The organism is Pseudomonas sp. URMO17WK12:I11 (assembly GCF_007677725.1).
Taxonomy (GTDB): domain Bacteria; phylum Pseudomonadota; class Gammaproteobacteria; order Pseudomonadales; family Pseudomonadaceae; genus Aquipseudomonas.
In genome coordinates this window covers 147,469-167,654 of sequence record NZ_VEDF01000010.1, presented here as the reverse complement: position 1 = coordinate 167,654, position 20,186 = coordinate 147,469, and the positions used below count along the sequence as shown (strand labels likewise).

The following is a 20,186-nucleotide window of genomic DNA, read 5'->3' as shown; positions in this document are numbered from 1 at the left end:
CGCGCAGCTGCGCCAGCAGCGCATCGTTCAAGTGCTCGGTCGGCACCAGCAGCTCGCTGACCTGCTGGTAGAACCGTGGCCATGGGGTATCCAAGGTCTGCGCCACGACGACCTGCTCCTCGAATACGCCTGCCGCTTGCGCGACCGTGGCCAGGCTGGCCTGGGCAGCGCGGGACACTGCCGTATCGGCCTCGAGGCCTCGCCCGAGGGCCTCGTCAAGCCGCAACCGATAATCCGCCTCCAATCGCTCCAGACGTTGCAGCAGATCGTCGAAGCGCGCGCTGCCGGTCGAATCGATGAAGCCTCTGCCCAATGCGATGGCGCCCAAGGTGCGGCCCTCGCCGAGGGTCTGGGTCACCGTAGCGGTGGCGACCACCAGCAGTTCGCTGAGCTGGCGCAGCGAGGCCTGGGCGTCCTGGCTCAGCCCTGACTGACTGGCAACTTGCCGGCCGAGTCGCTGCGCCTGGACCAGCAGCCTGTCGAGCTGCACCGCTTTGTTCTGCAGCGACGACTCGGCCCGCGCGCTGGTGAAGGCAGCCGAGAGCTCGGCAAGCTGCGCCTGAGCCACTGCGTCATCGTCTTGCAGGGCAGTGAGTTGCGCTTGCACCTGGTCCTGGGATTGGGTGATACGGGTATCCAGATCGCCGGACTGGCCGGACTGGCCGAGCAGCGCATTGATCTGCACCAGGCTGCCCAGTTCCTCAAGCTCGGCGCGCAGGCGCACGCTGGCGCTCAACGCAGCGATGCCGCGCAGCTCACTGCGCGTGCTGTGCAACTGTTGGTAAGCGTCGCGCACCAGATAGACGCTGGTGGTCAACATGGGCAGGAAAAACAACACACTGATGAGGCTGAACTTCTGACCGAAGCTCAGCCGATTCATCAGTGCGATGGCCGGGTCAAGCAAGCGCTGCACGGGGCACCTCCTGGATTCTTGTTGTTCTGCAGAGATAGCACTGGGCCACCTGTATAGCGCAGATCGAATCGGAGGTTTGTAACTTAAGGTTAATCGCGCGCCTGGCTGCCGATCAGGCCAGCACCGTCCACAACGCGAAGGCCGCATACCAGAGCACGGCGCTGCGCAAGAGCAGATCCCACAGGCTGTCCAGCCCGGCAAGTGCACGCTGGCTAGTCTCTTGTGGCGCGCTGTCATCGGCGATGCGGCCAACCTTGGTCACCAGGTGCGCCGCGCTGATCCGCCCATTGAGCAGCTCGTGCAGCATGACGCGCATGACAGCGACGAAATTGCCGACCAGCGCGAAGCTCACCGCCAGCACCCGCACCGGCAACCAGTCCAGAATGTGGCGCAATCGCGCTGCTTGCAGCTGCACGGCGGGTTGCCCGGCATGCTCGGCGATCAGCGCCACCAGCCGGTAGGCCAGCGCGGCCAGAGGGCCCAACACGAAATACCAGAAGATCACCGCGAAAAAGCCCTGATACGCCTGCCACAACAGATGCCCCTGCACGCGCACCAGCAGCGCCTGTGGGTCATCGGCCTCAAGGCCCAGGTCGCGCGCGGCCACGTCCCGCGCAGCTTGCTCGTCGCCGCGTCGCCAAGCATCGCGGTAAGGTCCAAGGGCAGCCTTGGCATCGCCGCGCCCCAGGCTGTAGATCAGCACCAGCAGATGCACCGGCAAGGCCAGCAAGCCATAGGCCACCGGCTCGAGCACATGCAGCAGCAACGCCAGCAGCGCCAGCGGCGCTACTACCAGCAAGGTCAGTATCCACCAAGGCTCGACCTTGCCCGTACGCTCCAGACGCGCCAATTCTGCGCGCAAGAAGCCGTCGCGTTGCAGTTGATGGCGCAGGGCCGAGAACTTTTCTATCCACAGCGCCAACAGCAGCACCAGAAAACTCATGGGTTGTCCTCGTTGTCGGTCAAAGCCTGGCGATAGCGCGACCAGTCGAATGCCGGGCCAGGGTCGGTCTTGCGCTGCGGCGCGATGTCGCTGTGGCCCTGGATGCGTGCCACGTCGATGGCCGGACAGGCCGCCTGGATCTGCCGCGTCAGGCGCTGCAGCACGGCATATTGGGCGTCGCTGTAGGGCAGCTCGTCGGTGCCTTCCAGTTCGATGCCGATGGAAAAATCGTTGCAGCCTTCGCGCCCCTCGAAACTGGAAACACCTGCGTGCCAGGCACGGTCGTGCAATGACACGAATTGCGTGACGCCGCCGTCGCGCTCGATGAACAGGTGCGCCGACACGGTCAGGTGGCTGATGCTGGCGAAGTAGGGATGCTCATCGGGGTTCAGCGTGTTCTGGAAAAACTGCTGAACCTTGCCCGTGCCGAAGCAGGCTGGCGGCAGGCTGATGTTGTGGATCACCAGCAGCGAAACCGTCTCGCCTGGCGGGCGGGCGTTGTAATTCGGCGACGGGCAGCGGCTGATGCCGGTTCCGTGGAACCAGCCAGTGGCTCGGTCCAATAGCATGGGGCAAATCCTGAGCGGCGCAGGTACAAGGCCCGAGTATGCCTTGGCTGCTGACCACTGTGCATGTGAATGATTGTAAGGGCGCCGGCTCACGGCGCCGACTGTTGGCGCAGGCCCGCCAGCACGCAGACCAGCGCGCGCTCGAACAACAAGCCGTCATCCAGCAGTCGCGCTTCGCCTCGGCGCAGCGCTTGCGCAAGGCCTGCCGCCGTGCATTCGTGAACTTTCATGCCGGTACGGTTGGCGAACACCAGCCGGTCATTGCTGTCGACCCGCGCCACCAGCTTGCAGCGCAGCGGCTCGTCATCGTCGAGCAATTCTACCCAACTGCCGATGCGCAAGCGCTGCACCAGACGCAATTGCGCTGCCTGCCCATCATGCAGGCCGACCGGCAGGCCGGCAGACTCGTCAGCGATCGCCAGCACCACGTCATCGGCCACCAACACCTCGGCAAGTTCGGCACTGCCCGCGGGCAACTCGCTGGCGCCACAGGCGCGCAGGTGCAATTGCTCGAGGTGCATGAAGAATTCGCGGGTGGCTGCCGACTCCAGCGCTACGCTGGCCAGGCCGTCCCGCAGGGCCTTGAGCAGGCCCGGCACCTGTTGCAGCAGGCGCTGCGGGTGCTGCTGGGGGGCGATGCTGGCCAACAGACTGTCCATGGTCGCCAGGGCCTGCTGCCAGGCACTGGAAGACTCGCCATGCTTGAGCCAGGCCATCAACAGCACCTGGCTCCAGGACTGCACCAGCATCTGCACCACCACCTGCGGCAGGCTACGCCCACGCAGGCGCTGGTTGAGCGCCTGTTGCACCTGTTGCCGGGCCTGCAGGGCGCGCGCGCGGCCCTCCTCGGCATCGCGCGTGCGTTGCTCGAGCAGTTCGTTGCGCCGGCGCTCGTCATGACTGAACGCGAGGAAATCTTCCAACAGTTCGGCGAACAGCGCGGGGTCTTCACCGAAGTCACTGAGCAAGCGCTGCACGATCCGCTCTACGCGCAGGTGCAGGCTATCGCGCAATCCGTCATTGCCGGTTTCCCAACCGAAGGCTGCTGCGGCCATTTCGTTCATCAGGCGTCTGACCGGATGACTGGCCCGGCTGAACAGGTTGTTGTCCAGCAATGCCACCTTGAGCACCGGTATATGCAGGCGCATGATCAACGCGCGCAGGCTTTGCGGCAGGTTGTCATCGGCCTCGATGAAGGCGAACAACAGCCCCACCAGGCTGATCACGTCCAGGTCGGCACAGGCGATGCGCCGGCGTGTACCGCTGCGCACACTGACGCGCAACAGCAGCTGCTCCAGTTGCTGGCCCAGCTCGAAGTCTTCATCCTCGCCACTGGCGGGCACGTAGTGCTGCAAGTGCGAGAGCAGGCGCAGCAGGTCCGCCGTGCTGATGGGCTCGGCCGACGCCACGGCTTGCACGCGCGGCGCGATCTGGCCACGGTAAGGCGCCAGCGCACTTTCCAGCGAGCGCATGAACGCTCGCCCAGCCGTGTCTGCGCCGACGCCGGCCGACGCGCGAGCAGCAGCTACCCGCCGCGCTTTCAGGCGACGGTCCTCGGCACGTCGGCACGGCGCCGGCTTCAACTCCGGAAAGGCGCCAGCCGCCGCGAGCAGCTGGTTGGCCTGGGCATACAAGAGGTCGATGTCGCGCAACACATAGCGCTCGAACAGTTTGAGCAGCACCAGCTTGACCCGCAGGCCCACGCCCAGGTTGCGCCCGGCATCGAGGAAATAACCGCACAAGGCGGCCGGCCCGAGCGGGTTGCGCTGCTCGTCGAAGGTGCGCTCGAGCACATAATGCAGGCGCACGGTCAGCTGCTGCAGGGCCACCCCATCACGCGACAGCACCCGCGCGACCATGCCATCGATGGCGACCGCCCGCTCGAGCTGCGACGGGTTGCGCAGATCGCTGTTCGCCGCTTGCACCAGGGGGTCGTAGTGTCCCATCTGCGAGAAGGCTTCATAGAAGGTATCGAGAAAACCGCGCTCGATGCTCTTGCGTTTCAACCGCAGGTCGCGCATGGCCTCGAAGTACAGATTCTGGTCGAAGCGCTCGGTTGCGCGATCGGCCATCTCGAACAGGGTGTCATCGGCATTGTCGAACAAAGCCTGCAAGCCTTGGCGCAGTTGCAAGGCAGCGTTGTCACGAACCTGTAGCAGCAATACCGGAAGGCAAGGCAACGGCGCGCGCTGGCCTCGATCGATGGCGGCCGCCAGGGGCACCACCTTGCCTTCTTTAAGCATCCCTGACTCCTTGTAGGGTGAGCTGAACGAGAAAACCGTTTGTTTCGTCAAAGCTATGACGCCAAATGTTGGGCGCCATTATCGATAAAAAATGTGACAGCCGCCAGCACTGTTATCTGACCCGCTACTGACCTTAATTCAACAGCTTATGCTCACTCGGACTGACCAAAGGTCAGTCGCCTCGTGGCGGTACCCCGCGCGGCTGCCCTGCCCTATAATCGCCGGCACCTAGCTTGTGGAGTCCACCATGCCGAATCTACGCCTTGCCGACCTGACCGCCGAGATCGAAGCCAACGTGCGCCGCGCGTTGCTCGAAGACATCGGCAGCGGCGACATTACCGCGCAACTGATCCCGGCTGAGCGCCTGGCCAAGGCCACCATCATCACCCGCGAAGATTGCCTGATCGCAGGCACGGCCTGGGTCGACGCAGTGTTCCGCCAGCTCGATCCGCGCGTGGCGGTGCATTGGCAGGTGGTCGACGGCCAGCGGGCCATGGCCAATCAACCGCTGTTCCACCTGGAAGGTCCGGCACGCTCGCTGCTCACCGGCGAGCGGAGCGCGCTGAACTTTCTACAGATGCTCTCAGGTGTAGCCACCCGGGCACGGGCGCTGGCCGACCTGGTCGAGGGCACTGCGGTGCGCCTGCTCGACACCCGCAAGACCTTGCCCGGCCTGCGCCTGGCGCAGAAATACGCGGTCACCTGTGGCGGCTGCGACAACCACCGTATCGGTCTGTACGACGCCTTCCTGATCAAGGAAAACCACATTGCCGCCAGCGGCGGGGTTGCCGAAGCCGTGGCCGCAGCCCATCGCATCGCCCCTGGCAAACCGGTGGAAATCGAAGTCGAAAGCCTGGACGAACTGCGCCAGGCGCTGGAGGCCGGAGCCGATATCATCATGCTCGACGAGTTGAGCCATGAGCAGATGCGCGAAGCGGTGCGGATCACCGCTGGCAAAGCCAAGCTGGAGGCCAGCGGCGGGGTCAACGAGCACACCTTGCGAGCAATCGCCGAAACCGGCGTCGATTACATTTCCATCGGTGCGATGACCAAGGATGTGAAGGCGGTGGACCTGTCGATGCGTCTGAGTCTGTAAGCAAATACCAGGCATGAAAAAACCGGCCAGGGCGGCCGGTTTTTTGTACCTCGATCAGAACGAGGCGTTGGCCAGACCGTCCAGGTAGCGCTCGACGTCCAGTGCCGCCATGCAGCCGGCGCCGGCGGAGGTGATCGCCTGACGGTAGACATGGTCAGCCACGTCGCCTGCGGCGAACACGCCTTCGACGTTGGTGGCGGTGGCGTTACCTTCACGGCCGCCATGGACTACCAGATAGCCGTCCTTGAGGGTCAGCTGACCTTCGAACAGCGACGTGTTCGGGGTGTGGCCAATGGCGATGAATACGCCGTCGACCTTGATTTCGTCACTGCTGCCATCGTTGTTCTTCAGGCGTGCACCGGTCACACCCATGTTGTCACCGAGCACTTCGTCCAAGGTGGCGTTGAGCTTGAGTTCGATCTTGCCTTCGGCGACACGGGCGTTGAGCTTGTCGACCAGGATCTTCTCGGCGCGGAAGGTTTCACGGCGGTGCACCAGGGTCACCTTGCTGGCGATATTGGCCAGGTACAGCGCCTCTTCGACGGCCGTGTTGCCACCGCCGACCACGGCCACCGGCTTGTTGCGGTAGAAGAAGCCATCGCAGGTCGCGCAGGCCGATACGCCCTTGCCCATGAACGCTTCTTCCGATGGCAGACCCAGGTAACGGGCGCTGGCACCGGTAGCGACGATCAGCGCGTCGCAGGTGTAAGTGCCGCTGTCACCCTGCAGGGTGAAGGGCTTGTTGGCCAGGTCGACAGCATTGATGTGGTCGAAGACGATCTCGGTCTCGAAACGCTCGGCGTGTTCCTGCATGCGCTGCATCAGGGCTGGGCCGGTCAGCCCGTGGGGGTCGCCCGGCCAGTTGTCGACCTCGGTAGTGGTGGTGAGCTGGCCACCGGCCTGCATGCCGGTGATCAGCAACGGCTTGAGATTGGCACGCGCGGCATAGACCGCAGCGCTGTAACCGGCAGGGCCGGAACCGAGGATGATGACGCGCGAATGACGTACTTCAGACATGTCGAACTCCTGTCGAGCTGGCCGCAGCCCCCGGCATCACTGTGCCAGGCTGCGCCAGCTGCAATTTAAAAAGGACCCACGCAGCACTTGGGGAAGGCTACAACGCGCAGGTCCTTGAACCGTAAACTTGAGCGCACTGTAGCGAGGAGGCAAAGATTAAGGAAATATCCTTCGACAATCCACCTCATAGGCAACCTCTATCCGCCCCAGCGTCCTCTTGCATGGGTTGCGCGCTTTGTTACGACCCATGTCTCAGCGTGCATGCGCCTTTCGTCGCTGTCACAAACTCGGTAAGGTCAGCGCGTTTCCCCATTATGCGGAGTATCCCGATGCCAAGCCCTGTCCTCTCCGGCCCCCAGTACCTGCGCGAGGGCCTGAAACTGGTGCTCAGCCCAGGTCTGCGTCTGTTCGTGCTGCTGCCGCTGACGATCAACCTGCTGTTGTTTGGTGGCCTGATCTACTTCGCCGGCCATCAGTTCAGCCTCTGGCTCGATGCCTTGATGCCGACGCTACCCGACTGGCTAAGCTTTCTTTCCTACATCCTCTGGCCGCTGTTCGTCGCCCTGTTGGTGCTGATGGTGTTCTTTACCTTCACCTTGGTTGCCAACGTCATCGCCGCGCCGTTCAACGGTTTTCTCGCAGAAAAGGTCGAGGTGGTGGTCCGCGGACAAGACCCGTTCCCGGCGTTCAGCTGGGGCGAACTGGTGGCCATGGTGCCGCGCACTTTCGGCCGCGAAATGCGCAAGCTGGGCTACTTTCTGCCACGCGCCATCGGTTTGTTCATCCTGTCGCTGATCCCCGTGGTCAACGTGATCGCCGCCCCCCTGTGGCTGCTGTTCGGGGTGTGGATGATGGCCATCCAGTACATCGACTACCCGGCCGACAACAACAAGATGAGCTGGCAGGACATGCTCGCCTGGCTGCGTCAGAAACGCTGGCAGTCCCTGGGGTTTGGCGGCATCACCTACCTGGCGTTGCTGATCCCGGTGGTCAACGTGCTGATGATGCCGGCGGCGGTGGCGGGGGCGACGTTGTTCTGGGTGCGCGAGCGCGGCTGATTCGACCAGGGGCTGGTGAGCAGCCCCGTGCACGGCAATGGGTCTATCGTTGCGTGACCCAATTGGTCATCAGGCCTGGCTCAATCAACAAGGCGCTCAAACCGAGCAACAAGGCCATCACGAACAACCAGCGCGCCCCCGAAAACGCCAGGGTCAGCCCGGTCAAGAATATCCACAGACCTTGCAGCGGGCTGTAGCTGCGTTGATTCATCAGCGCCAGGTAATGAAGCAAGGCGACTCCGGTAAATACCATGACGAGAAAGATCAACGCCACGCCCAATACCTGGAACATCATGAAGATCTGCCCGTAGGACGACAGGCCCTGGGTGTAGAAACTCAAGAAGGTATGCTGAGTAGCCAGGGGGGTCAGGGCAGGATCGAAGGATACCCTCGCCAATGACAGCAGCGCTGCGCACGCTACCAGAATCGAACAGGGTGCGGCGATGTACAACGCCCAGCTGCTCGAGGTGAATTGCCCTTTGAAAAAGGACACCACGGCTGTGGTCAAGCTGAAGGCCAGCAATGTCAACAGCAGCCCCATCAAACCATTGTGCACCTCGTCGAAGTGGACTGCATATTTCCATACCAAAAAGGCCAAGCCCAAACCGGCACCGATCAAAATGACCATGGTGCCCTTGTCATCATCACCTGAGGACGTGCGCGGATCGGTGACGATCACCTTGGTGAGATAGACGTTTTTCGTCTGGCTGACTGTGACGGGAGCATTGACCGTCGGAGCGCTGGTCAACCCTGCGAACAGCGCACCGAGAATAACGCCCATCAACGGCCCCCAGATCCAGGCCTGTAGCGTTGCGTTGTGAATCAAATCCAGCATGGTCTGCATAAATCCTCTCTGATGTGGAGGGCAGACGGGTTATGCCTGAATTGCAAAAGGCGTCCCCTGCCTAGCCTGTGGAGGGCAATCACATCATGGAGTGACCTAGGAGATTCCTGAGAACGCTGTAGGAAATGTCTCTTTAGCAAGCTGATAGGCTGGAAACGATCGTGCGCAAGCCCTGATGAGGTTCAGCGGTTTGCATGGCAGCGGCGCCTGATTGCACCACGCAGGGGTACATAAATAGAGCCTTTACGGTTCATCGATGACTTCCAATCAGTCCCCGGCCCTACTCCCAGGGCCCCTTAGCATTGGAGCGCAACCATGGAATTCACTGACGTCGAGGCCAAAGACTTCATCGACCTGTCCGCAATCCCTGAGCACTTGCAGGGGTCGGCGATCGCCGAGCAGCGGGTCAAATGGCGCCTGCGCGAGGCCTTGCAAGCCGTGGGGATCGATGAGCCGATCGAGCGGCTGCACTACACCACGTGGGATGCGGACAGCGGGGAGGTCAACTACAGCCAGCCGCTGATCGAACTGCTGGTCGATGCCGTGCTCAACAGCGAAGCCCCTGGCATCGGCCCAATGGGTGGGATTTTCGGCGCCCGTGGGGTCAATAGCGAGCAATACCACCTGCAGATCGACCTGGCGGCAGTCAATGAGGCCTGCGCGCAGGTCTATCGGCATATCAAGCAAACAGAGCAAGCCGGCTGATCGCTAGCGGGCGGGAAGGGCCTGTGCTGTGCCCTTTTCGCTCGCCGCGGCCTCAGAGGCTCAACTGGCTGGAAAACTGGCCTACCGCGTCCACCACCTTTTTCGCCCCGTCCCGAATCTCGACGATGACCCCACCGGTGTCGGCCGCCAACGCCAGGCCCTGCTCGGCCTGGCGCTTGCTGGTGTCGATGATGTCCACCGCCGCCTGGGCCAACTGCTCGTTCTGCTGCACCACCTTGGCGATCTCCTCGGTCGCGCTGCTGGTCCGCGAGGCCAGTTGCCGCACCTCGTCGGCGACCACGGCAAAGCCGCGGCCTTGCTCGCCGGCGCGCGCCGCCTCGATGGCGGCATTGAGCGCCAACAGGTTGGTCTGCCCGGCAATATCGCTGATGGTCTTGATGATCGCGCCAATCACCTTGGACTGCTTGTCCAGTGCCTGGATGCCTTCGGCCGCGTTCTGCATCGAGCCTTCCAGCCCACGCATCACCTCTACCGTCTGGGTCACCACTTCGGTGGCGCGGCGGGCGCAGCCGTCGGTTTCCAACGAGGTGGTGTAGGCAATGTCTGCGGCCTGCGCCACCGCCTGTTCCTGGTTGACCTGATCGGTAATCACGGTAGCGAACTTGACCACCTTGTACAGCACATCATGGGCGTCGAAGATCGGGTTGTAGGAAGCTTCGAGCCAGATCGTGCGGCCATGGGCATCCAGGCGCTTGAAGCGGTCGGCAACGAACTCACCGCGCCGCAGCTTTTCCCAGAAGGCCTGATACCCGGCAGCGTTGGCTTCGCTCGGCTCGCAGAAAATCCGGTGATGCTTGCCGCGCAACTGCTCGAGGCTGTAGCCCATGGTGTGCAAGAAGCGCTCGTTGGCAGTCAGCACTTCTCCATCGAGGTTGAACTCGATCACCGCGGTGGAGCGCATCAACGCCTTGATCAGGCTTTCATGTTCACGCGAGGCGGCAATGGTGCGAGTCAGATCGCTCGAATGCAGGGTGAAATAGCAGATCTGCCCTTGGGCGTTCTTCACCGGCTGCAGAATCGAGCGTAGCCAGGCTTCCTGGCCGTTGCCCCGCAGCAGGCGGAACGCACCGTTGAGGTGCTCGCCACGGGTGATGGCGTGCTTCATGCGCTGATAAAAGTCGAGTTTCTTCACATGTGCCGGGACGATGTCTTCGATGTTGCGCCCTATCAGCTGCTCGGCGCGGTAGTGCATTTCGCTCTCGAAATTGCCGTTGACCTGCTCGATACAGCCCTGGGGGTCGAGCTGCAGTACCAGCATCTCGCTGTCGAGGCTGTTCTTGACCTGCTCGACGGCCATCAGCTCTTCACGCAGTTGCTGGATTTCTTTCTTGAGCTTGTTGTTGAACATCACCGCTCTCCCGGAGCGCATCTGCCGATTCGGATGCTTCTTCATCGGCTGCAGCGCCTGCCGCTTGAGTACCGGCGCGAAAGAAAGCTGGCCGGCGTCATCGCAGCGTCATGCAGTGGTCATGTGTCCGCAACCGTGCAGATCGACACTTGACCGATGAATACACGTGCGCTGCGCATCACCCTGGTCATTGAAACCGCCCCTGCGCAGATGGGCGGCGAGGCCCACACCCTTGCGCAACTGAGCGAAGGGCTGCGTCGGCGCGGCCATCGGGTAGAAATTGTGCGGACCCGCCATTGCGACGAGGCCATGCGCGCAGGGCCCGAGCTATTGCTCTGCCGCAGCTGGCGGCTTCCGGGGTACCCAGCGCTGCAGTGGGGCGCTGTTTCCATGCATACGCTTACGCGCCGCTGGCGCCGGCAGCGTCCCGACGTGCTGTACATCGCCACCGAAGGGCCTTTGGGCCTGAGCGCGTTGCGTGCCGCACGGCGCTTGGGAATTGCCGTGGTCAGTGGCTATCACGCCAACGTACCGCGCGTGTGCGACCAGCTGCGCCTGGGCGCGCTGGTGCGCGTGCTGACCCACTACCTGCGCTGGTTTCATCGGCGCAGCGCTGCCACCCTGGTGCCCAGCGTCAGCCTGAGCCTGGCCCTGCAACGGCGCGGTTTCGAGCATGTGTCGGTGCTGGACCGAGGGGTCGATGCGCAACTGTTCAACCCCAGCCGTCGCAGCCAGGCCCTGCGCGAGCGCTGGGGCCTTGGCGCTAAGGACATCGCCGTGCTGCACGTCGGTCGACTGTTGCCGGAGAAAAACCTGGCACTGCTAGCGCCATGCTGGCACGCCTTGCAACACCAGTCTGCGCAGCGGCGACTGCGGCTGGTCATCGTGGGCGATGGGTCCTATCGCGCCACCTTGCAACGCCAGTTGCCAGACGCGCTGTTCTGCGGCGCGCAAACCGGCGAGGCACTTGCCGAACACTACGCCAGCGGCGACCTGTTCCTGTTTCCGAGCCTGCATGAAACCTTTGGCAACGTGGTGCTCGAGGCCATGGCGTCGGGACTGGCAGTGGTGGCCTACGATCAAGCCGCTGCCGCCCAGCACGTGAGCCCCGGTCACAGCGGGGCGCTGGCCATGCCAGGCGATCACCGTGCATTCATCGAAGCCGCCTGCTGGCTGCTCGAAGACAGCGAAACACTGCGCCGGGTGCGCTTGAACGCCCGGCAGCACGCCAGTCGCCAAAGTTGGCCGGCGGTCGTCGAACAGTTCGAGTCGTACTTGCTGGCCGCCTGCCACCAGAGCGCACGGGCGCCACTGGCGGCAGGCGCGGCGCTTGCCATCAAGCCAGGTTCGCCAACGCCTCGCGGCTGAACGGCAAGACCTCCGCTTCACGTCCATCGCGCACCTTCTGCGCCCATTGGGCATCCACCAGCAAGGCCCGGCCAACTGCCACCAGGTCGAACTCCTGATCGTCGAGCCGGCGCAGCAAATCTTCCAGACTCGCAGGCTGGGCAACCTTGTCGGTATCCACCATGAATTGCAAAAACTCGCCGTCGAGCCCGACGCTACCCACAGTGATGGTCGGCTTGCCGGTCAGCGTGCGGGCCCAGCCCGCCAGGTTGAGCACCGAGCCTGGGAATTCAGGTTCCCAGAAGCGTCGCGTCGAGCAGTGAAAGATGTCCACGCCCGCGGCGGACAGCGGAGCCAGAAACGCCGCCAGCGCTTCGGGGGTATCCACCAGTCGGGCACTGTAGTCCTGCTGTTTCCATTGCGAGAAGCGGAAGATGATCGGAAAGTCCGGCCCGACCGCAGCCCGCACCGCCTGGATCAGTTCGATGGCAAAGCGCGAGCGCCCGGCCAGATCCCCGCCATACTCGTCGCTGCGACGGTTGCTGGCAGCCCAGAAGAACTGGTCGATGAGGTAACCGTGGGCGCCATGGATTTCCACACCGTCCATGCCGATGGCCTTGGCGTCACGCGCCGCCTGGGCGAACGCGGCGATCACTTCACGGATATCCTCGTGGGTCATGGCATGAACCAGCACCTGGCCGTCCTTGACCTTTTCGCTCGGACCGTAGCCCGGCACGCTGGCATCCGGCTCGGTGCCCAAGCGACGCACCGCGCCGACATGCCACAACTGCGGCACGATGCGCCCACCTTCGGCATGCACGGCCTCAACCACCTGCTGCCAACCTGCCAGCGCATCCTCGCCGTGGAAACGCGGCACGTTGGCATAGCCGTTGGCGGCGCGGTGCTCGACCGTAGTGCCTTCGGTGATGATCAAGCCGACACCTGCCGCAGCACGCCGCCGGTAATACTCCACCACACCGGCATGCGGGACGCCGCCAGGGCAAAAAGTCCGGGTCATCGGTGCCATGACCACGCGGGTCGGCAATTGCAGTGCGCCGAGGGTGACGGGCTGGAACAGTGCGTTGCTGGGCATGGGGGGCTTCCGCTTGAATGGGCGATGCGCCAGAGCCTAGGGGCTGGCGGTACGCAAGCCCAGCATTATTGATAGGAGTGATTCGTCCTTACAGCAACGCCTTGTCGATCGCTTGCAGCACCGCTGGATCATCCGGCGCCGTGCGTGGCGCAAAGCGCGCGAGCACTCGGCCATCCTTGCCGACCAGGAATTTCTCGAAATTCCAACTGATGTCGCCAGGAAACTCGGCCCCCTCGCCGGCCAGCAGGCGATACAGCGAGTGGCGCTGCGGCCCATTGACCTCGAGCTTGGCCCCCAGGGGAAAACTGACGCCATAATTCAGGCTGCAGAACTCCTCAATGTCTTTCTCGCTGCCCGGCTCCTGCCCGGCGAACTGGTTGCAAGGCAGGCCAAGCACGTTGAAGCCCTTGCCCTTGTATTGCTGCTGCAGCTTTTCCAGCGAAGCGTACTGCGGCGTCAGCCCGCACTTGGAGGCGACATTGACCACCAACAGCACCTGGCCCTTGAACGGCGCCAGGGGCAGGTCTTCTCCGTTCAGCGCCTTCAACGTCAGCTCGTGAAATGCACTCATGCTCATTGCCCTCTCAGGTTCACGGTTGCCGCGGTGGCGAATGGCGCCCACTAAAAAGGCGCCCGTCCGAGCCGCGCGCCCCCCTGTGGGAGGCATGCCGGCTGGTCCGAGCGCCTGGCGACTTTCTGAGCTTAGCGCAGAAAAATCAGTGGTGATGGCCACCTTCGCCGTGCACGTGGCGGTGCGCGATTTCTTCTTCGCTGGCATCACGCACGTCGACGACCTTGACCTGGAAGTTCAGGCGCTGGCCAGCCAGTGGGTGGTTGCCGTCGACAGTGACGTCATCGCCGTCGATGTCGCGGATGGTGACGATCTGCATCTGGCCGTCCGGCGCCGAAGCGTGGAACTGCATGCCGACTTCCAGTTGGTCGACGCCTTCGAACAGGCTACGGTTCAGGGTGCTGACCAGCTCGGCCAGGTACTCGCCGTAGGCGTCTTCCGGCTCGATGGCAACGCTCAGCTCGTCGCCGGCTTGCTTGCCTTCCAGGGCTTTTTCCAGGCCTGGGATGATGTTGGCGGCACCGTGCAGGTAAACCAGCGGCGCACCACCGGCGGAGCTGTCGATGGTCTCCCCGGCGTCGTTGGTCAGGGTATAGTCGATGGAGACTGCCTTGTTGGCGGCGATCAGCATGGGGCAAGACCTTTTGCAAAAGTATGTAGAGCGCACAAGTGTAACCAAGGCACCGTCCGATTGCGACCGCAGTGCGGACCAGGGGCGGCCCATCAGTCGGATCACCGGCTTTCATCAGGACCAGGAAGGCCACTGGGTGGTCGAGTTGTCCTGCGGGCATACCCAGCACCTGCGCCACCAGCCGCCCTGGCAGGCGCGCCCGTGGGTGCTCGATGGCGCTCAGCGCGCGCAGCGCATCGGCCAGGTATTCGCCTGCGGCTGGTGCGCACGAGGGGCCGATGGCGCTACCCTTGGGCGTTGATTCCTTGCACCGCTTATTTCGAGAAGCACGCATGCAGACATTTTTCATAGCGCCGACAGACTTCGGCGTCGGCTTGACGTCCATCAGCCTGGGCCTGATACGCACCCTGGAGCGGGCCGGGCTGAAAGTCGGCTTCTTCAAGCCGATCGCCCAGCCACATCCAGGCGATACCGGCCCCGAGCGCTCTACCGAGTTGGTGGCGCGTACCCACGGCATCAAACCGCCGGTACCGCTGAGCCTTGCCCAGGTCGAGCGCATGCTTGGCGACGGCCAGCTGGACGAGCTGCTCGAGGCGATCATCCGCCTGTACCAGCAAGCCTGCATCGGCAACGACGTGGTGGTGGTCGAAGGCATGGTGCCGACCCGGCATGCCAGCTACGCGGCGCGGGTCAACCTGCACCTGGCGAAGAGCCTGGACGCCGAGGTGATCCTGGTCTCGGCCCCGGAAAACGAGGCGCTCAGCGAGCTTTCTGGGCGGGTGGAGTTGCAAGCGCAACTGTTCGGCGGCCCGCGCGACCCCAAGGTTCTGGGCGTCATCCTGAACAAGGTGCGCAGCGACGAGAGCATGAGCGATTACGCCACCCGCCTGCGCGAGCATTCGCCGTTGCTGCGCGGCAACGACTTCCGTCTGCTTGGCTGCATTCCCTTCCAGCCCGAGCTCAACGCCCCGCGCACCCGCGATGTGGCCGAGCTGCTCGGCGCCCAGGTGCTCAACGCCGGCGACTACGAGCAACGGCGAATGAACAAGATCATCATCTGCGCGCGCACCGTGGCCAACACGGTGCCGCTGTTGACCTCGGGCACCTTGGTGGTGACCCCGGGCGATCGCGACGACATCATCCTCGCGGTAAGCCTGGCCGCGATCAACGGCGTGCCCCTGGCCGGCCTGCTGCTGACCAGCGACAGCAAGCCCGACGCGCGCATTCTCGGCCTGTGCCGGGGCGCGCTGCAGGCAGGCCTGCCGATTCTGTCGGTCAGTACCGGCTCCTATGACACGGCCAATCTGCTCAACTCGCTCAATCGCGAGATCCCGGTGGACGACCGCGACCGCGCCGAATTCATCACCGACTTCGTTGCCAGCCACCTGGACGCTGCCTGGTTGCACCAACGCTGCGGCACGCCGCGTGAACTGCGCCTGTCGCCGGCGGTGTTCCGCTATCAGCTGATTCAGCGCGCGCAGCAGGCCAACAAACGCATCGTCTTGCCCGAGGGCGCCGAACCGTTGCTGGTCCAGGCAGCAGCCCTGTGCCAGGCGCGCGGCATCGCCCGCTGTGTGCTATTGGCCAAACCCGAGGACGTCGAAGCGGTGGCCCGCGCTCAGGGCATCGCCTTGCCGGCAGACCTGGAGGTACTCGATCCCGATTTGATTCGCGGGCGCTACGTCGAGCCGATGGTGCAGTTGCGCAAGAGCAAGAACCTCAACGCGCCGATGGCCGAGCAGCAGCTCGAAGACCCGGTGGTGATCGGCACCATGATGCTGGCTTTGGGCGAAGTCGACGGCCTGGTCTCGGGGCTGGTGCACTCGACCGCCAATACCATTCGCCCGGCCTTGCAGCTGATCAAGACCGCGCCCGGCGCCAGCCTGGTGTCGTCGGTGTTCTTCATGCTGTTTCCCGACCAGGTACTGGTCTACGGCGACTGCGTGATGAATCCGCACCCCAGCGCCAGCGAACTGGCCGAGATCGCCCGGCAGAGTGCTGAATCGGCGCAGGCCTTCGGCATCGCGCCGCGGGTAGCGATGATCAGCTATTCGAGCGATTCGGCCAGTGACGAGGAAGTGGAAAAGGTTCGCGAGGCCACACGCCTGGCCCAGGCTGCCGAGCAAGCGCTGCTGATCGACGGGCCGCTGCAGTATGACGCTGCCGCCAACCCGCAGGTTGCCCGGCAGCTGGCACCGAACAGCCAGGTGGCCGGCCGCGCCACCGTGTTCGTGTTCCCGGACCTGAACACCGGCAACACCACGCACAAGGCGGTGCAGCGCAGCACTGATGGAGTCAGCCTGGGCCCGATGCTGCAAGGCCTGCGCAAGCCGGTCAATGACCTGCCGCGCGGCGCCCAGGTGGATGACATCGTCCACACCATCGCACTGACCGCGATTCAGGCCAGTGTCGACGCAAGATAGACGAATGTTGCGAAACGTCGGCAGCCAGGGCTGGCCGCCGACATCACAGACCGATCACGGGTACTGCTGTACCTGACCCTGCTGCTGGTCATACTGCTGACCTGGAATCGGCTTGAGGTTGACTTCGACGCGGCGGTTCTGCGCGCGGCCATTGGCATCGGCGTTGCTGGCGATCGGCTGATCCGGGCCCATGCCGCGCACCGACACCCGCGAGGCGTCCACACCCTGGGAGGTCAGGTAGGTGCTGACGGCCTGGGCGCGCCGTTGCGAGAGGTCCATGTTGTGCTGGCGGCTACCCGTGCTGTCGGTGAAACCGACCACTTCGATGGTGTTCTGATTGAACTGCTTGAACGAGTTGGCCAGGTTGTTCAGCGGGTTGTAGAAGCTTGGAGAGATATTCGCCGAATCGGTAGCGAAGGTGATGTTACCCGGCATGATCAGCTTGATCTGATCGCCCTGACGCTGCACCTCGACGCCGGTATTGGCCATTTTCGCGCGCAGTTCGGCTTCTTGCTTGTCGGCGTAATAGCCATAGCCGGCGGCAGCGGCGCCAACCGCAGCAGCGCCGATCAACGCACCTTTGCCGCGGTGGTTATGGTCGATGGCGGCACCGGCGACGGCGCCGGCCAATGCACCCAGGCCGCCATACTTGGCGGTCTTGCTCATGCCAGCGGACTCACCTTGGGCCTGGCCCTGGTTGTCATACGGATTCTGCCCGGCACAGCCCGTCATCAAGGCTGCAGCGGTCGCGACGATAATCAGACGGCGCATGGTGAACATGGACAAGCTCCTACATAAGATTCGTGTGGGCGGCGATCACGGGTGGATCTTTGCCAGGTTTGGATCGCCAAACCCAGGAAAAATTCCATTCCCGTCTTCTCGTCGGTGGCGTGCGCAGCCCTACCTAGAGCGCTCGCTCACGGCAAGAACAACCTGAACAAGCCGCCGCCCAGGGCACCGCCGTTGGCAATTTCGATCCGTCCACGCACGCCATCACGCTCATGCAGCGCTGCAATCCGCGCCGCGAAGTACAAACCCAGCCCGGTGCTGCCGCTTTGCGAGTCGATGCCTTGCACGTAATCCTGCTGACGCTCGAGCATGCGCACCGGGTAGCCTGGGCCGTCGTCATTGACGCTGATTACCAGCTGCCCGTGCTCTTCGCCAATGCTGATCAGCAACGCATGACCGGCGTAGCGCGTGGCATTGGTGATGACGTTGGCGATCACCGTCGCCACCAGTTCGCGGTCGAAAAAGCCCAGCGGGTTGTCGCTGTCGATGCGCCAGGTGGCGAGGATGTCATTGTGCTGCAGCGCCTGGTGGTGGGCCGCCAACTGCGCCTCGATGAAGTCATCGAGCTCATGGTAGTCCGGGCATACGGGCAATTGATTCACGCCCAGCTTGTACAGGCCCAGCATCTGTACCAGCATGCCGTTGAGGTGGCGAAACTCGTGTTCGATGACGCCCTGCTCACTGCCGCCACGCAGCGCCTCGGGCAGGCGTGCACGCCATTGCTCATGTGACTGGATCAGCGCCGACAGCGAGTTCTTCAAGTCATGCACGGTCGAGGCGATCACCGTGGAAAAGTCCAGCCCCTGGTTATCCTGGCTCATGCGCCGAAGACCTTCATATGCAGTTTGCGGTAGCGCTGGTAGCGGCTGTCGCTGCTGGGTATCCCCGCCACGCGGGTCAGGCAGTCCCGGCATTCCTGCTCGATGGCCGGCGGGGTTGGCTCACCGCCGATGCGCAACAAGGCCTGCGCGGTATTGAGCGCGATACTGATGTTTTTCGGCTGCAGCGACAGCGCCTTGCGAAACATCTGCAACGCCTCGTTGACCTGCCCGGTTTGGTAGCTGCGCACGCCTTGCCGGTTGAGGTCGACCGCTTCGGTGACCGCGCCCAGCACCGTTGGATCGTCGGTCAGCTTGGCCACGCTCTGCATGACGTTCGGATCGTCCCCGTAGGTTTCCACGCAGCCTTTGAGAATGCTGCCCCCGGCGGCTTCCTGGCCCAACGACTGCAGCTGCCGGGCCACGGTCAGGGCGGCCTCGACCGAGAAGAACTGGTCCATTTTCTCCAGCCGCTGCATGGCCTGTTCGGTGAGTTTGGCAGCCGTCTCGGGGTCGCCGGCCTGTTGCAGGCTGGCCGCCTTCATCAGCCGCGCGCGCACTTGCAGGCCCTGGTCATCGACATTGTCCTTGGCCACCTCGCTGAGCACGGTGTTGATCTCGACCCGGGCGCGAGCATCCAGGCCAAAGCCTGCATTCTTGCTCATCAGCGCCTGCGCCAGCCCCAGGTTGCTCTCGGCGTCCTTGTAGCGTGAGCTCTGGCCTTGGTTGACGGCATGGCGAAAAGCCTTGGAGGCGCCCTCGAAATCTTCGTTGTCCAGCGCCAGCTTGCCCAGCGCCGCCTGACGCCGCACTGCCAGCGGTGACAGGCGCACGGCTTCTTCGAGCATGCCTTGCGCGCGCTTGGTCTCGCCCTGCGCCACCAGCACCTCGGCCATGCCGTCGTACAGCCCTGGCATGATCGGAAAGGCCTTCAGCGCCTGCTCGTAAACCCCTTGGGCCTGGGCGTGCTGGCCACGCTTGTGCATCAGGCTGCCCAACGCCGAATAGACCCACGGCTGCGGACGGCTGGCGAGAATGCTCTTGAGAAACTTCTCCAGTTCATCGAAACGGTTGAGGTCGCGCAACGCATCGGCGCGATAGCGCAGGCACAGCGGCGCGAAGCGCGGATCTTTCTTGCACAACTCGGCGCAGGCCACCAGGACCTCGGCCGGCTTGCCGCGGTCCAGGGCTTGCAGGATCGGCTTGAGCAAGGTCTTGCGCTGGGTCAGTTTTTCCAGACGCTGCGCCAGGCCCACACGATTGAACGGCTTGGTCAGGTAGGCATCGGGCTCGTGCTCCAACGCGCTGAGCACGATGGCCTGGCTGCTTTCGGCCGTGACCATGATGAACACGCACTCGTGGCTGATCAGCTTGTCGAGGATCATGTCTTCAAGCACCTGCTGGCCGTTCTTCTTGCCGTCGCCCAGGTGGAAATCCTGCAGGATGAAGTCATAGCGCTTCTGCGCACACATGCGCAGGGCCTGCTCGCCACTGTCGGCGGTATCTACGTCGCGCACGCCCAGTTCCCGCAACATGGACCGGGTCGACGTGCGAAAGTCGGTGAAGTCATCGACGATCAGAAAGCTCTTTTGCCCGTACTGCAGCATCAACTCGACCTGTATTGGGAAAATGGGTGAAGGGCGCGCGGCGATACGCATCGCCGAAACCTGTATCGGCAAGCGGTCAGTAAAGATGAGTACTGGGGAGCTGCGAACCCGCAAGATGGCAAGGTGCCATTATTTTACCGCGAGCGACCA

The 20,186-nt window shown here is 63.4% G+C and carries 16 protein-coding genes and 4 pseudogenes; 7 read left to right on the top strand and 13 right to left on the bottom strand.

The window, feature by feature from the left end; all coding sequences use genetic code 11:
- Window positions 1-966: 966 nt before the first annotated feature.
- A pseudogene (locus FS665_RS23985) lies at window positions 967-1,158 on the top strand (hypothetical protein); the annotation flags it as partial.
- Between the two features lie 59 nt (window positions 1,159-1,217).
- On the opposite strand, the pseudogene ampE reads toward FS665_RS23985, so the two are convergent.
- From ampE to FS665_RS18970, 3 genes and pseudogenes are all read right to left on the bottom strand, one after another.
- Window positions 1,218-1,856: pseudogene (ampE, locus tag FS665_RS18980) on the bottom strand (regulatory signaling modulator protein AmpE); the annotation flags it as partial.
- Complete coding sequence (gene ampD / locus FS665_RS18975) at window positions 1,853-2,425, bottom strand: 1,6-anhydro-N-acetylmuramyl-L-alanine amidase AmpD (protein WP_145191869.1); 573 nt, start codon at window positions 2,423-2,425, stop codon at window positions 1,853-1,855. The gene ampD and the pseudogene ampE, both read right to left, overlap by 4 nt.
- Window positions 2,426-2,514: 89 nt before the next feature.
- The gene (locus FS665_RS18970) at window positions 2,515-4,668 is read right to left on the bottom strand and encodes a DUF1631 domain-containing protein (protein WP_145191866.1); all 2,154 of its coding nucleotides are present in this window, start codon (window positions 4,666-4,668) and stop codon (window positions 2,515-2,517) included.
- Between the two features lie 247 nt (window positions 4,669-4,915).
- On the opposite strand from FS665_RS18970, the gene nadC reads away from it, so the two are divergent.
- A complete protein-coding gene (nadC, locus tag FS665_RS18965) occupies window positions 4,916-5,764 on the top strand; it encodes a carboxylating nicotinate-nucleotide diphosphorylase (protein ID WP_145191863.1) in 849 nt (282 codons plus the stop codon).
- A gap of 54 nt (window positions 5,765-5,818) precedes the next feature.
- On the opposite strand, the gene trxB is transcribed toward nadC, so the two are convergent.
- Complete coding sequence (trxB, locus tag FS665_RS18960; protein ID WP_145191860.1) at window positions 5,819-6,781, bottom strand: thioredoxin-disulfide reductase; 963 nt, start codon at window positions 6,779-6,781, stop codon at window positions 5,819-5,821.
- A 329-nt stretch (window positions 6,782-7,110) separates the two neighbouring features.
- Here trxB and cysZ point away from each other — a divergent pair, with 329 nt between their 5' ends.
- The gene (gene cysZ / locus FS665_RS18955; protein ID WP_145191857.1) at window positions 7,111-7,839 is read left to right on the top strand and encodes a sulfate transporter CysZ; all 729 of its coding nucleotides are present in this window, start codon (window positions 7,111-7,113) and stop codon (window positions 7,837-7,839) included.
- A gap of 43 nt (window positions 7,840-7,882) precedes the next feature.
- Here the strand turns inward: cysZ and FS665_RS18950 are convergent, their stop codons facing one another.
- Window positions 7,883-8,674: a hypothetical protein gene (locus FS665_RS18950; RefSeq protein WP_145191854.1), complete on the bottom strand. Its 792-nt coding sequence runs from the start codon at window positions 8,672-8,674 to the stop codon at window positions 7,883-7,885.
- A 324-nt stretch (window positions 8,675-8,998) separates the two neighbouring features.
- On the opposite strand from FS665_RS18950, the gene FS665_RS18945 reads away from it, so the two are divergent.
- Entirely contained in the window at window positions 8,999-9,388 is a 390-nt protein-coding gene (locus FS665_RS18945) for a hypothetical protein (protein WP_145191852.1), read from the top strand.
- Window positions 9,389-9,440: 52 nt separating this feature from the next.
- On the opposite strand, the pseudogene FS665_RS23980 reads toward FS665_RS18945, so the two are convergent.
- Together FS665_RS23980 and FS665_RS23975 are read right to left on the bottom strand one after the other, a co-directional pair.
- Window positions 9,441-9,800: pseudogene (locus tag FS665_RS23980) on the bottom strand (methyl-accepting chemotaxis protein); the annotation flags it as partial.
- A 228-nt stretch (window positions 9,801-10,028) separates the two neighbouring features.
- Window positions 10,029-10,667: pseudogene (locus FS665_RS23975) on the bottom strand (PAS domain-containing protein); the annotation flags it as partial.
- 246 nt (window positions 10,668-10,913) lie between these two features.
- Here FS665_RS23975 and FS665_RS18935 point away from each other — a divergent pair.
- The gene (locus FS665_RS18935; RefSeq protein WP_145191848.1) at window positions 10,914-12,125 is read left to right on the top strand and encodes a glycosyltransferase family 1 protein; all 1,212 of its coding nucleotides are present in this window, start codon (window positions 10,914-10,916) and stop codon (window positions 12,123-12,125) included.
- On the opposite strand, the gene FS665_RS18930 is transcribed toward FS665_RS18935, so the two are convergent.
- From FS665_RS18930 to FS665_RS18920, 3 genes are all read right to left on the bottom strand, one after another.
- Complete coding sequence (locus FS665_RS18930) at window positions 12,094-13,197, bottom strand: NADH:flavin oxidoreductase (RefSeq protein WP_145191845.1); 1,104 nt, start codon at window positions 13,195-13,197, stop codon at window positions 12,094-12,096. The genes FS665_RS18935 and FS665_RS18930 overlap by 32 nt on opposite strands.
- An 88-nt stretch (window positions 13,198-13,285) precedes the next feature.
- A complete protein-coding gene (locus tag FS665_RS18925; RefSeq protein ID WP_145191842.1) occupies window positions 13,286-13,768 on the bottom strand; it encodes a glutathione peroxidase in 483 nt (160 codons plus the stop codon).
- 145 nt (window positions 13,769-13,913) lie between these two features.
- The gene (locus FS665_RS18920) at window positions 13,914-14,399 is read right to left on the bottom strand and encodes a peptidylprolyl isomerase (protein ID WP_145191840.1); all 486 of its coding nucleotides are present in this window, start codon (window positions 14,397-14,399) and stop codon (window positions 13,914-13,916) included.
- On the opposite strand from FS665_RS18920, the gene FS665_RS18915 reads away from it, so the two are divergent.
- Both FS665_RS18915 and pta read left to right on the top strand, forming a co-directional pair.
- Complete coding sequence (locus FS665_RS18915) at window positions 14,398-14,700, top strand: DUF3565 domain-containing protein (RefSeq protein WP_145191837.1); 303 nt, start codon at window positions 14,398-14,400, stop codon at window positions 14,698-14,700. The genes FS665_RS18920 and FS665_RS18915 overlap by 2 nt on opposite strands.
- 31 nt (window positions 14,701-14,731) lie before the next feature.
- Complete coding sequence (gene pta / locus FS665_RS18910; RefSeq protein ID WP_145191835.1) at window positions 14,732-16,822, top strand: phosphate acetyltransferase; 2,091 nt, start codon at window positions 14,732-14,734, stop codon at window positions 16,820-16,822.
- A gap of 54 nt (window positions 16,823-16,876) precedes the next feature.
- On the opposite strand, the gene FS665_RS18905 is transcribed toward pta, so the two are convergent.
- The 3 genes from FS665_RS18905 to FS665_RS18895 form a co-directional block, all read right to left on the bottom strand.
- On the bottom strand, window positions 16,877-17,602 hold the full coding sequence (locus FS665_RS18905; protein ID WP_145191833.1) for an OmpA family protein: 726 nt from the start codon (window positions 17,600-17,602) through the stop codon (window positions 16,877-16,879).
- Between the two features lie 137 nt (window positions 17,603-17,739).
- The gene (locus FS665_RS18900) at window positions 17,740-18,432 is read right to left on the bottom strand and encodes a sensor histidine kinase KdpD (RefSeq protein WP_145191831.1); all 693 of its coding nucleotides are present in this window, start codon (window positions 18,430-18,432) and stop codon (window positions 17,740-17,742) included.
- Window positions 18,429-20,036: a tetratricopeptide repeat-containing response regulator gene (locus tag FS665_RS18895; RefSeq protein ID WP_145191987.1), complete on the bottom strand. Its 1,608-nt coding sequence runs from the start codon at window positions 20,034-20,036 to the stop codon at window positions 18,429-18,431. The genes FS665_RS18900 and FS665_RS18895 overlap by 4 nt, the downstream gene beginning before the upstream one ends.
- Between the last annotated feature and the right edge of the window lie 150 nt (window positions 20,037-20,186).